The organism is Bacteroides congonensis, assembly GCF_900130125.1.
Lineage (GTDB): Bacteria > Bacteroidota > Bacteroidia > Bacteroidales > Bacteroidaceae > Bacteroides > Bacteroides congonensis.
This window is the reverse complement of record NZ_FQXY01000011.1, coordinates 80,766-94,155: the sequence shown is the minus strand read 5'-3', so window position 1 is coordinate 94,155 and position 13,390 is coordinate 80,766. Positions and strand designations below refer to the sequence as shown.

Below are 13,390 nucleotides of genomic sequence, written 5' to 3'. Positions count from 1 at the left end.
GTTATTTATATTCACTTATATTTCAATTGTTTTGTTACCGGCTGATTGCACGGGTAGACACCGGTGCCCGGTCGGTCATTTCCGTCACTTGCCAAGTCCCGTCCATCGCGTCATAAAGCAATGAAGAGCCGGCGGATTGACGGGCATAAGACGCACCGTTCAATACGGGATTGTCCGTTCCATAACTGAATACGACCGGTTCCGCACGATGAGTTACCGTAAGTTTCGGAGTTTTGGAAGCATCGAGAACAACCTCAATCGTCCAGTCTCCCACACTGAATGTATCACCGTCACGGTGGATGGCAGGGACGGATTCTTGCGTATCACCTACCTGAATGACGGCCAGAAAACGGGTGGCGGAACTGCCGTCCACCCGCGCAGTCAGATGCCACTGGTCGGGATATTCTGCTCCGGTGACAGCGGGCGGTACTACGAACTTATCCGTCTGTGACAGAGCAAAGACGTGTCCTGCGAACAGTCGGGTCACAGCCACAAAATCTTTGGTATTATTATTCGTAGCCAACGTGTTTTTCGTTGCGTCGATTCCGAACTTCGTAGGACTATGCAACAGCCATTCCCAACGGACAGCTTCCGAAGCTTCCAACTCGTCATATATCAGCACCGTAGCAGGATGAAGCATCAGTATGTGCCGGCGATATTTAGTCAACGGTGTAGCACCGAAACCATTTTCGGGCGTTTGTGTGATGCCGGCCTGTTTGAAGTAATCTATCCACATCGGGTCATTACTGATACCCTTGTAAGCATGCGAAGCATCGCCCAGACAGTAACTGATATGTTGTCCGCCCATGGCACGCATCACACTGCCATAGCCTTCGGTGGAATAAGGCTGACCTATGCCGTTCACCAACAACGTATTGTGCGCACGGGTATGGCGATAAGACATCAGGTTATGCGCGTCACTGAAATTCTGGTAATAGCCCGTGCTACGATAGACATCAACACCTTTATATAATAAGTTAAAAGCATTCTGACTGGCGGTAGTGTGACTGCCCGAACCGAATGTACTGGAACGAAACGAGAGCGCAAGGTCTTTTCCCCTATCATCCGGGCAACTGTGCATAGCTACTTCGCCCGCGTCTTTATACCACACCATTTTAGCCGCATCCGAAGGGAAAGACGTATCGTAATTCCGGTCGGTGCACATACGGTAAAGGCGTAATTCATAGTCCTTACGCACTAACTCACTACATTCTCCGGCATACCAACCGGCATAAGAATCACCCGTTTCGCACGCCAGAAAATCGGCAAAAGCGGCAATCAGACGATTGGGCTCGGTTCCTTTTTCGCTGTTGTCACCAAAGCCGTTGGTTTTCGAGTTCGGCGGACAAGTATAGACCATTGAACATCCTGCGTTCCGATACCACGGATGCTGCAAAAAGTCCTGACGGGCAATATAGGAGAATAAAGCCGGCATATATGACAAAGTCAAGATATTGGCACTAAAGTATCCTGTACCGTTATGCCAAATGCCGTCACGATTGAAACCCGAAGCAGGTGCGCGGGCTGTCCACAGTTCATAATAATATTCCATCATCGGCAGTACTTCGGAAGAACAGGTTGGTTTGTCATAGAGCGACAAAGCCACTTGGAAGAGGATACGCATATTCTGCTGCCAAAAATGATTGTCAAAGAGATGGTTTTCCTGATAACCACAATTTACCTTATAATAATAGCGGGCTACACGCATCATCTGTTCTTCGGCAGCGGTGCGGTCGGAAGCAGACAGGTTGTCATAAAGCAAGTCATAAGCTGCGACGAGACACCATGCGATGTTAGTAGCGGTAAAGTTGGACGCAAAAAGCTGTTTGTCAGTAGGTGGAGCAGTGACCAAGGCTTCGAGAAGCTGACGCAACTTTTCCGCATAAATTTCTTTTTGAGTCAGGTGATAAGCCTGATAGAGATAGGTGGCGTGTTGCCGGAGTTCTTCGGCACGGCTGTACATATCAGCCATTGTCGTATAGTCGGTGTTCAAAGCCTGAGAAGCACGGCTTTGCAGTTCTTTGTATTCCTGATGTGAAGTTACACGGCTGCGGGCTTCTTCGATACGGTCGTCAAGGAAACAGTAAAGACGGGGGTGCAAACGGGGAGCGTTTTCCAAGAATGCTTTAAAAGCAGGTGTTACAAATTCCGGTGCATCGTTTTTCACTTCAAATTGATAAGTTGTACCCCATTCACCGGGCATATTTCCATTGGCATTTGTAGAACGGAAGCGCCAGAACCATGTGCCGGTATCCAGTCGGCGATGGAGATTATACATACACCATTCTTGCGGTTCGGTAACCACAGTTTCGGGGCTGCTGAAATCTTCGGTGCGTGAGAGGGAGAATTGCAGTCTTTCGCCTGTTTTCATTGCTTGGGGAACAATAAGAGGAGCAGGATTCAGATATAGTTCATTATCTGCTTTAGGATAGGGTTGTGTCCGTATCTTATCCTGATAAGCATCGGGAACTCCGGCGGGCGTTTCGGGCTGCGTTACGTCCGGTTCGGGCAGCGGGTCGGATGAACAGCCGATGAACAACTGTACAACGAACAAAAGGTAGACCGATAGGCGAAATTTGGTGTGCATATTATCTTCGTTTCTAGGTATAAGATTAGGGGCTATTTTCAAAAGTTTCAATGAAGAAGAGAGTAAGAAAGTGGAATGGGGGGAGTATCCCACTTTCTTAAATCTCCTATTGAATAAGGTCGAGTGTTCAAAGATTATTTGAAGATGGTAATCATCGGGCGGCAAAGAGCTTGCTGATTGACTTTACCTTTTACATCAATACCAGCTTCTTGCGCATTGGTTACTGCGCCATCAACAACATTGATACGTACACCCGAAATATTGCCTTGATTATTAATTGTACTAGAAGCATAGTTTACTGTAGCAATTACATCTCTATCAAACATTTTACCATTAACAAAATCAAACTCACTCATACTCCTGAAATCGTCACTACCAGTAGCAGGAATATCTTTCATTGTAAACAATGTATTCATAAATGCACTCAATTGTACCAACGTAGGGATATACCATGCAGTAAGATTTTCACTGTTCAAAGTATGTTCTCCCACCCACTTCTCATAAGTTGTTTTAAACGTAACATCTCCAATGCCAGTAAACAAAGCATCCGTAGTCTGGGTTCCATTAGTTAGCGCTTTCTCAGTTTCAATTAAGGTCGTCAATAATTCGGTATTAAGAGACTGGCGACCTGCCGCCACATTCTCAATCGCTACCGCATATCCGGCAATTTCTTTCCCTTGAAGTTCCGCAGGATAATTAGCCGGAACATCACTACCGATAGCTTCCATCGCAAAAACGATACCGACAGCATCTGCCGCGTCACGTACCACTTTACCTTCCGCATTGATATAACTGCCGACTTTCATTTCCAAAGCCTCGTAATCAGGGTCTATTTCTACATCAACCTCAAAGTTACCATCACCAATCTCAAACTTCGCCATAATCTGCATATTAACATCCAAAGGCAATGCGTCAGCACGTATTGTTATCGTTCTTTCATATCCGCCAGTCAATGCCATACTAACCTCTCCCCCGAATTTCGTCACGTCCGCAGGAGCAAAGAAGAAGTTAGAGAACCAAGCCCCATTTGCCGGATTAAAACTAGCATTCGTATAAGTCACAGGAGCAGTGGCAGTACATTTTCCTTCCAAAATATCATATCCGCTCAAAGCATCGTATTTCACTTCCAAATTGGTAGCACCTACTGCCTGTGCCGGATTCTTCGGCTGTACGCTAATATTAGCAAACGGACGTTTCAATGTCACACTGGCATTGCCGATAGTTTCCAACTTTCCGCAGAAAGCGTCACAAGCTGCCATTAACGCGGCATCAGTCATATCGAATGACGCTTTGTTATATCCTACAGCTCTCAAATCAGAAGTATCATATACTTTATTGGCAACATCCGCTGTCGGAACATATTCAGCCCAGAATAGTGCTTTTGCCGCATCTTTCTGTTCATCTACTGAAATAGTGAAAGACACCTTTCCGTCCGCAACCGGTTTAATATCCTGCGCGCCTACCGTATTGCCATCCGCATCCAATAGTTGCATGATACACTGCATAGTATAGCCATCAGGTACAGTGACACCCGCACGGCTAAGGGGATTATTTACAGGAGCCTGTACAGAGATAGTAACAGGCGCTTTAACTCCATTTCCATTGTCCGAAACAATTTCTTCCTGTCCGCAGGATGCAAAAAGCACCGCACACAAAGTCATCAGCGAATAAAATAAGTTCTTTTTCATGATTGTAATTTTTATGGTTAAGCAATTCTTTATGTAATTCATTCTGTTTTATAATTCTCCAAGGTCTACTTCCAAGTCACCATCGTAACCGGGGTCGATACCTATTCCGCCATTCACGTCGGAAGTCAGGAAGTTGCCGCGTACGGTCGTATTCTTGCCTCTTTCACAAGGAATACGCAATACGGTACGTGCCAGTACTTCATTCTTCTCGTTCAGTATCTCCAGTTCCACAGGGATGGAAGCGGTTTCTCCGGCACTGACCAGTACATAGTCAAATCCCAGTTTCAGTTCTTCCGTACCATCCGCGGGACGTTCAAAATCCACTTTGTATTCCATATACATCAGCGAGTTCTTGGGCACATCATCCATCAGATTATAACCCGTAGGCAGATAATCGCTGTACTTCACACGGGCAGTAAAGCTCTCGCCTTTCAGTCCTCCTGTGGCGAGCTTGTTAAGAAACGCCTTCACATCCTTGGCTATCAGTTCATAACGTGCTACAGGACGGTATAATGCAACATCAAGTCCGGTTTCAGCTCCCCACTGGTTGCGGTAAGAAGTAAGGTCTGCCGATGTGGAAGCGGCAAATACATCTTTGTAGCGACTGTTCCCTATATATTTTCCCGCAGGAAGAATAAAAGCCAGATTCTCCGCGTCATACACAAGTCCCTGTTCAGGTGTTTCCGAGTTCACGTAGTCAGCCCATACCAGAATGCGGTAATTGCGGGCATGCAACTTCATGCTGACGGGCAAAGTGGAACGGTTGAAATCTTCCTCATACACCGTCTGCCGGGCAACTACTTGTCTATCCAAGTAAGCCTCAACGATAAAACGTCGCAGATATTTAGTTTCCGCCGCACGGCTGACCGTCACCGGCGCACGTTCCACCAAACTAAGGTTCATTGTCAGATTGAGGTTCAGCGTCACTGCTGTCGGGTCTACTCCCCATTCGCCGTCAGGGGTCATTTCCGGTTCTTCATGCAGGCTGCATCCATTCGCCAGAAGAACGGTAAACAACAGGAAAGCGCAATGTGCCAGTATATATAAACTTTTTCTCATATTGTTATCATATTATTTATATGTATGTTCCTGTCAAAGTCAGAAGCGGTATACCAGTGACGCTCCCACACGGGTTACTCCCCAGTAATGACGGACACGGGTATCCAACAGCGCGCCATTGTCTACATTATAATAGGTGTTATACTTCATATTGGCATACCCCAGTCCCAAAGTAAATTCCGCTCCCCAATGTTCGGACAAGGGCAGTTTGTAACCGTAACTTAGTCCCGCTCCCAACAAGGGTCGGTCTACGTCCTGATAGCGGTTATCGTTCCACTTCACATTAAACCATGCCACGTGAGCGTGCAGTCCGACAAAATGTCCCCGTCCCGCTTCGTTTCCCATCCACCAACGGGCTTCCGGTTGCAACGCTACGGTACGTACACCGTGCTCACTCCCCAAGTCCCATAAACTGCAAGTCAAAGGCAGCTCCACAGTTATCTTCTTGCTCACCTGCATTTCTACCGCAAGGTTCAACAAAGCACAGGCATCATACAGCACATTGGTCTTCAGTGCCAGATAGCGTCCGCCCTCCAAGGCAGCCGTATTCTTCTTTTTGTCAGCTTTGCCGGAAACGTCCTGTTTCCCCTCCCCTTTGTTTGAAGGTACGCCGGTTACCGTTACCGATTTCTTCCCGTCAGGTTTGTAGACCGTAGTCTCTTCCGGCGCGGCGGAAGTCTGCACACGGGGTTTCGCCGGAGTCTGTGCAGACAAGACAGCTACGCCCGATAAGGCAGCCAACAGGCATATAGTTCTCATTTTAAAGTTCGAATGTCTCATAGTTCCATATCTTTCATGTTTCTATCAGATTTCCAGTTCGGGCAATTCGTCCCTCATAACCGTCTCGTATCCGTCTTCGCTGACGATGGTAGCTTCTCCTTTGTATGTGATATTCACATTCTCCTTAGTGCTGCGGATAAAGAAAGAAGGGGCACCGTTCGGTTTCAGGTTCACGCTGATAAGCCATCCGCCCACCTTGATACGTCCGTCGGACAAAATCTCGGGGTCTTTGGCGGGATATTTCAGCGCGTGCGTATTGATGATAGTGGCAAAGCGATATACTTGCGACTTTTCCGACGTGGCGGTGAAATGCCAATGATTCGGATATTTCTTGAAATTGCCTTTATCATCGGCACGCAGCCAGTTCTCTGCCGGATAAAAGAAACGGCTGGTGGTATCCGTCTGCAATGCTCCGCTTGAGAAAAGATAAGCGTCTGACGCTCCCCCGCGGTTGGTGGCCTGAATATGTACAAATCGGTTGTCTGACTTGTTGACAGTCATCGGATTGGCTGTAGTGTGCAAGAGATAATTCCAGTTGACAGGTTCATCCGCCACCAGTTCATCATAGATAAATATCAGTCCCGTCTTTCCCAAGTTCACGATGTGGCGGCGGAAAGTCTTTACGTGATTTTCGTCCCAACCGTTCTCGGGGGTATAGTGCACTTCGGACTGCTCGCCACGTGTCAGCCAAAGCGGTGAGATAACTTTTCCGTACGCATTGGAAGCGTCACCCAACACATAGCCGATTTTCTCACTGACGTAATAACGGGGAATCCATCCGTATCCTTCCGTTCCGATGCGTTGTCCCATGCCGTTCACCAAAATAGTGTTATGAGCACGTGTGGCACGGTGGCACAGCATACTGTGCACGTCGGTAAATTCGATATGGTGTCCGCTGCTATAAAACAACGGTTGTCCTCCGTAGAATGTGTTGAACGCATTCTGATTGGCAAGTGCGTGAGAAGTAGAGCCGTAAGGACTGGAGCGAAAGCTCCACATGGCGTTGCCGCCTACCCTGTCCCAGTTAGTCTGGAAAGAAGCCAGTCCCGTTTCGGGAAGCACATAGCCGGCAGGAAGCGATGTCAACCCCTCACCTTCCGGCAGAGGTTTGTCACATTGCAGGCGAAACCATGCAAGGTCACCGGGCTTGCTCAACAAGGCCTTCTTCATATATTCCGGTTCCACTTTCAAGGTACGGCGCACGAAGTCGGCGGCATACGTGTTTCCGGTGAGACGCGCCAGTGCATCCAAATATCCGATACGGATACTGTTGGGGCGTCCCACATTCTGATGCGAACTTCCGTTTCCGCCGGATTTGGAGAAAGGTGGTTGCTGAAAGATAGTGTACATGATATTTCCCTGATACCAAGGGTCGGAGAAGAAATCATATCCGGTCAGCTTGCTATAATAATAAGGTACTTCTATCAATGTGCGGGTGTTGACAGTGAAGTAGGAATCACCGTTATGCCAACCACCGTCTTTGTTCAGTCCGGGGAAACGCGCCAACCAGACGTTATAACAATAGTCCACCCATGTATCCGCTTCGGGCAAATCACCGTAAACGCTGAATGCCGCCATGGTCAGGATACGGAGTGTCATCTGCCACACATGGTTGTCGGCGATGTGGTTTTCCAGCCGGTTATTGAAGTTCTTGTACATATCGTCCCCTTTCTCCTTGATGGCTTCAAGCAGTTGCTTCCGTTGCGGGGCAGTCAGTTGGTCGTAGAAAGAGTCGTACGCCATGGAGCAAAGTGACAACAGAGTGGAAGCGTTGAAGTCCCCCTTCACATTCTGGTGCTTATCCCAGTCTGCCATGATGAATACGCGCTTGATAGCTTCCTCCTTATATTTGGTATCCTGCGTCAGTAACCATGCCCGTATCAATGCCTCGGTGTTTCCTTCTTCCGCATCAATGATACGGCGGCTTTCACGGGTGAGGTACGAATTGATTTGCATTTCATTTTTCAGGTTCTTCACTTGAGAGGTATTGATGTCGTCTACCGATTTCATCGGTGTCTGAAGCACCTTGTCGGCACGTTCCAGATACCATTGTCTCTCCGCCTTTTCCTTATTGCGGTTCATGAAGTCTTTCCAGTCGCCCTTCATCATCCATACACGCGGATGAGAGGCAGGCAGCTTTGACAAGACTATTTTCAGCGAGGGTGGACAGAATTTCCCCTCTTTTTCTTCTACGGTGACTTGCTGCACGCTTCCCCACGTTACCTGTCCGCCCTCTACATAGCCGAACTGCCAGTACCAGACACCTGCTGCAAGCGGTTTCTCCGGATTATAAAACGGCCAGCGGGTCTTCACTTCCGTGACGCCCGATTTCAATCCGGCATCCTGTGAGTAACGCAACCGATAGGTTACTTTCGTTTTATCTACCTTCTTTACTTTGTGTTCGAATCCGTCCAACGGACTGTCCTGCGAGTTCATGTCCGAACGGAGCGGCCACTGGAAAGAAACGGCACGGTCATTTACCACAGCTTTATCCAGCGGATAAGGGGTGGCACGCATCTCGTGCATCAATGTTGTCTCCGTCAACTTGATGACCGCCTGTTTTTGCGCGTATGTCATTTGTGCTGCCGCAGATAAGATTACGAATGAAATCAATACTACTTTTTTCATGATATCAAATGATTGGTTTTTCTGTAGGCAAATGTAGGTAAACCCTCCGAAACGGGACTTTCAATTCATTTCTTCCTTATCTGATAGTGTCTAATACGACTTTGTTTTCGTTCATTTCAACTTAAAAATCGTCCAAAACAGGGGTTATAGACAGCTACAGAGGGAATAAAGGTATAAAAAGAAGATAAACCTGACATTAAATGTGTGTATACGAAAACGTAATAACTACGCTCTATAAAATTACTTCCGGTAGTGCATAACTTAATTCGTCCGCCTATAGTTGAGCTTTCGTCCGCCTATAGGCAAACGAAAAGATGCCTATAGGGATTCGCAAGTTTGCCTATAGGCAGACGAATAAAATCATGCATGGCGAAAGACTAATTCCTTATGGCCGGAAAACTAAATCTTGCATAAGCCCGATAGATTTATTTAACGTCAGTTCAATATAAGTTTGAGTAACTGACGTTATTTAGTATGCTGTTTTACATATTCCGAGGGCAAGCAGCCTACGTACTTCTTGAAACTGGTAGAGAAATAGGAAGAAGAGCCGAAACCGACCATGCTGCTAATCTCTGAAATGGAATAACGCCCTTCAAGCAGCAGCTTGCAAGCCTTATTGAAACGGATACGCCGGATAAAGTTTGCGGGCGGTTCACCGGATACGGAATTCATCTTGAGATAAAGCGACGAACGGCTCATGCAAAGTTTGCCCGCCAGTTCGTCAGACGTGAAGCCCTCGTTGCTGATATTCTCTTCCACCACCTGAATAGCTTTGCTCATAAACTCCTCATCCAAATTATTGGAAGTCATCTTGGCGGTATCAATATCAATCGTGTTCGAATAATAATGTTTCAAGCGTTGGCGAGCTTTCAACTGGTTGGCTATCTTCCCTTTCAGCAATTGAATGGAGAATGGCTTTGCCATGTAATCGTCCGCTCCCGCCTGAATACCCTCTGTCTGCGCGTCAACACTTCCTTTGGCGGACAGCAGAAGTACCGGAATATGGCAGGTTTGCAGGTTTCTCTTGATAAGCTGACAAAGTTTGATTCCGTCTATTCCCGGCATCATCACGTCGGAAAGGACAATATCTACCCGATGTTCCTTCATGATAGCCAACGCTTCTTCCCCGTTTCCGGCCGTAAGCGTCACATACGTCTGCCGGAAATTCTCTTTCAGATAATCCACCATTTCCTTATTGTCATCCACCAACAAGATAGTAGGACGTTCTTCTTCACCGGCAGTCTCCGGTTGTCCGCCGTCCGGAGACGTTTCTTCGGATACCGCAGCCGGAGTTTCACCGGAGAAATATTCATCAGGCAACGGTAGCTCCCGCGAAGAAACGGTTGCTACGGCTTCCTGTTCCGGCAATTCCCGTTCTTTTTCCGCGAAGGTATTTATATCGGCAGGCAAAGTGACTTTAAATTCCGTGTATCGGTTGGGCTCACTTGCCACGGTGATAGTTCCGTGATGTTTCTCTACGAGCATTTTCACCAATGACAGTCCGATGCCTGTTCCTTTCCGCTGCCCGTCCACCTGATAGAAACGTTCGAAAATACGGTCAAGCTGTTCCGCGGATATACCGATGCCGCTATCCCTCACCGTGAAACTGTACGTATCCCCCTCCGCGTGTAGAGAGAGCGAGATATTTCCACCGTCCGGCGTAAACTTAAAGGCGTTTGACAGGAGATTCATCAGGATAGTCTCCAGATATGCCTTGTCTGCCGGAAGCAGCCGCCCTTTCAGGTCGGACTCCATGCTGACACTGATAGCACGCTTCTGCGCGTTTTCATTAAACAGGGCAAGAACGTCCTGCAACAATCCTTCCACATTCACCGGCATCACATGAACCGGCAGCGCTCCCGCTTCGGCTTTGCGGAAATCGAGCAACTGATTGACTATGTGCAACAGCTTCCGCCCATTCTTATATACATAATCCAATTTCTGCCGCACAGGAGTGTCTATCGCACTTTTCTGCCCGAGTAGCTCCTCCAGCGGAGCCAGTATCAGGCTCAACGGTGTGCGCAGTTCATGGGACATATTCATATAGAAACGCACTTTCTCCTGGCTGACTTCTTCTATCTTGCTCCGTTCTATCTGCTCGATTCTCACCTGCATCTTCATCTTGGCACGGGCTATGAAGAAGTAGATGATGAAAAAGAGAAGCCCCAGGAAGAAACAGGCAAAGAGGGTCTTTGCCCACCAAGTCTGATACCACATCGGGATGATGTGCACGAAAAATTCGGTGGTCGCTTCACTCCACTTGCCGTTGTTGTTGCAAGCCTTCACTTTAAAGACATATTCGCCCGGCGGAAGATTGGAGTAACTCGCCCGTGCGAATGAAACATGACGGGAATAGTTCCATTCCGTTTCAAATCCTTCCAACTTGTAAACAAACTGGTTCCGTTTGCCCGCCAGATAGTTGATAACAGCAAACCGGATATTGAACAACTTCTGGTCGGAAGGGAACGACATGCCGAGCATACGTCCCTGCGCGTCCTGATAATAGCGTACCCGATCGCTTTTCATATCCGTAATCACTTGATTAAAGACTACGGCTCCTGTGACAACGGCGTCCGGAGAATACGGGTTATCTCCCAGTTCGTAGGGTTTGAAGTAGGCGACACCGCCTAAAGAGCCCAGGAAGAAAGTACCGTCCTTCGCCTTGCAAGCTCCGAAATAATTGAACTGGTCGTGCGGCAGTCCGTCCTGCTTCGTATAATTGAGGAAAGTGCCGTCTTCTCTGTTGAAACAGGACAAGCCCTTGTTCGTTGTGAGCCACAAACGCCCCCGTTCATCTTCCAGTATGCTATAAATAAAGTCGTTCGGCAGACCGTCTTTCATTGTATATTGCTCCCATACGGTCGGTGCGCCCTCTTTATAGCAGTACAGCCCTGTGGAAGAGCCTACCCAGATGTCGTGACGGCTGTCTTCCAACACACAGAAGGCTTGTATCAATCCGTGCAGATAGGCGGAAGAGGAAAGATGCAGTTCTTCCAGTTTCCCACCGGCATACAGGAACAGGCTTTCTTCCGTTCCTATCCAGATTCGGCCTTTCGAGTCGCGGAACAAAGTATATATCAGTACATTCTCCAGTTTGTTATGCTTCTTGGCCAACGGATGCGGCGAGAGTTCTCCTGTCTGTTTATTAAAGAGGAAAAGCCCGTTCATCCCTCCTACCCAAAGCGTTCCGGCCGATTTTATTCCGTCCAACTCTGTTTCATCCAAATCAGTTCCGTCCAATATGGAATAGCAACTGTTGTTCAGGGAAACAGAATGGGGGAAGTTGTATGTCTCTATCCTTCCGCTCTTGCGGTTCAGCCGGCTCAATCCTCCGCCATGAGTACCCACATAAACGGTGCCGTCCTTATCCGTCCATATACATTTTATATTATCAGACTTCAGGGAATTGGCGGAAGTGCCTGCACGGAAGTATGAGAAGTTTCCGGTTTTCCGGTTGTAGTAATTCAGCCCGCCGTCGTTCGTACCAATCCACAGATTCCCGCTGTCCGGTTCTTCGGATATACAGCTCACGGTGTTGTCACTCAGAGAGTTCCGCCATGCAGAATGTTGCAGACGTCCGAAAGCAGGAGCCAAAGGATGATAATAATTCAGTCCGCCGTAGAACGTACCGATCCACATACCGCCTTGGTTGTCTTTCAAAATAGAACGGATGGAATTGTGTCCTAACGAGGTAGGGTCTTCGGAAGAGAAGCGGCAGAGTTGGAAATTCTCCGTCTCCGGTTCAAGAATAAGCAACCCTTCCATCGTGCCTATCCATATTCTTCCCTTATCGTCCTGACACAATGTCCTGACTGAGTTTGTCAGGAAGCAGGCGGGCGTATTCTGCTTGTTATAGTGCTTTTTTATCTGAAAATTGTTATCAATGCAATACACTCCGTTGGTCAATGACGCGAGCCAGCAGTTACCGGTTCTGTCATCATAGAGCATGCCGGAAATCACTTCCCCTTTCAGTTGAAGAAGAAGCCGTGTCACGTTTTCATTGCGTTCATAGTAGAAATAGACGCCTTCCGAAGTTCCCAGCAAAAAGCCGTCATTCATCCGGCAGACGGAATAGATTGTTTTGCCGGCAAGCTCCGGTTGTACCTTCATCTGTCCCGTGTTCTTATTGAAAATCATCAGTCCGGCATTCGTGGCAAGCAGGAGCCGGCCGCCCTCTTCCGGTTCGCCGATAGCCAGTACCTGCATCGGCTGATTGTCCGGTGAGGAGTAGTTGGTGAAGTTATTTCCTACGATATTATAACGGGACAAGCCGACCTGAGTGCCAATCCATACCGCTCCCTGCGGGTCGGTGTGTAGTGAATAAATATGATTATTCGCCAGGCTTGCCGTATCGTCCGGCGCCCTGTAATAAGAAGCGAAACGGGAACCTTCATACCAGTTCAGCCCGTCTATCGTGCCTACCCAAATCTTATTATTATGGTCTTGCGTCAAAGCAAGCACCGTATTCTGCGACAGTCCGTCATCTACGGACAGACGCTTGAAATGGATAGGGCTGTCGTCAGCCAGCACGGTATATAGAGGAAGAAACAATAAGCAAACGGATAATCCGAATACGTACTTAAATAGCAAATGCCGGTCTTTCATGAGCTGATATTGAAGAATTTATTGTAAAGATAGGAATTTTCAG

General features: G+C 47.8%; 6 protein-coding genes. All 6 read right to left on the bottom strand.

Going from position 1 to position 13,390, the window contains the following annotated elements:
• Positions 1–34 precede the first annotated feature (34 nt).
• Positions 35–2,587: a DUF4962 domain-containing protein gene (locus BQ7997_RS17910; protein ID WP_073347540.1), complete on the bottom strand. Its 2,553-nt coding sequence runs from the start codon at positions 2,585–2,587 to the stop codon at positions 35–37.
• A 134-nt stretch (positions 2,588–2,721) separates the two neighbouring features.
• Positions 2,722–4,275, bottom strand: a complete 1,554-nt coding sequence (locus BQ7997_RS17905; protein WP_073347539.1) for a hypothetical protein — start codon at positions 4,273–4,275, stop codon at positions 2,722–2,724.
• A 48-nt stretch (positions 4,276–4,323) separates the two neighbouring features.
• Positions 4,324–5,334, bottom strand: a complete 1,011-nt coding sequence (locus BQ7997_RS17900; protein WP_073347538.1) for a DUF6562 domain-containing protein — start codon at positions 5,332–5,334, stop codon at positions 4,324–4,326.
• A 39-nt stretch (positions 5,335–5,373) separates the two neighbouring features.
• Positions 5,374–6,114 carry a DUF3575 domain-containing protein gene (locus BQ7997_RS17895; protein WP_073347537.1) on the bottom strand — a complete coding sequence of 247 codons (741 nt, stop codon included), beginning with the start codon at positions 6,112–6,114 and terminating at the stop codon, positions 5,374–5,376.
• A 24-nt stretch (positions 6,115–6,138) separates the two neighbouring features.
• Positions 6,139–8,742, bottom strand: a complete 2,604-nt coding sequence (locus tag BQ7997_RS17890; RefSeq protein ID WP_073347536.1) for a DUF4962 domain-containing protein — start codon at positions 8,740–8,742, stop codon at positions 6,139–6,141.
• Positions 8,743–9,207: 465 nt separating this feature from the next.
• Positions 9,208–13,347 carry a hybrid sensor histidine kinase/response regulator transcription factor gene (locus tag BQ7997_RS17885; protein WP_073347535.1) on the bottom strand — a complete coding sequence of 1,380 codons (4,140 nt, stop codon included), beginning with the start codon at positions 13,345–13,347 and terminating at the stop codon, positions 9,208–9,210.
• Positions 13,348–13,390: the final 43 nt, after the last annotated feature.

Bases quoted from the DNA above. Each gene is read 5' to 3' on its own strand.
- BQ7997_RS17910 (WP_073347540.1), bottom strand. From the start codon at position 2,587: ATGCACACCAAATTTCGCCTATCGGTCTACCTTTTGTTCGTTGTACAG.
- BQ7997_RS17905 (WP_073347539.1), bottom strand. From the start codon at position 4,275: ATGAAAAAGAACTTATTTTATTCGCTGATGACTTTGTGTGCGGTGCTT.
- BQ7997_RS17900 (WP_073347538.1), bottom strand. From the start codon at position 5,334: ATGAGAAAAAGTTTATATATACTGGCACATTGCGCTTTCCTGTTGTTT.
- BQ7997_RS17895 (WP_073347537.1), bottom strand. From the start codon at position 6,114: ATGAGACATTCGAACTTTAAAATGAGAACTATATGCCTGTTGGCTGCC.
- BQ7997_RS17890 (WP_073347536.1), bottom strand. From the start codon at position 8,742: ATGAAAAAAGTAGTATTGATTTCATTCGTAATCTTATCTGCGGCAGCA.
- BQ7997_RS17885 (WP_073347535.1), bottom strand. From the start codon at position 13,347: ATGAAAGACCGGCATTTGCTATTTAAGTACGTATTCGGATTATCCGTT.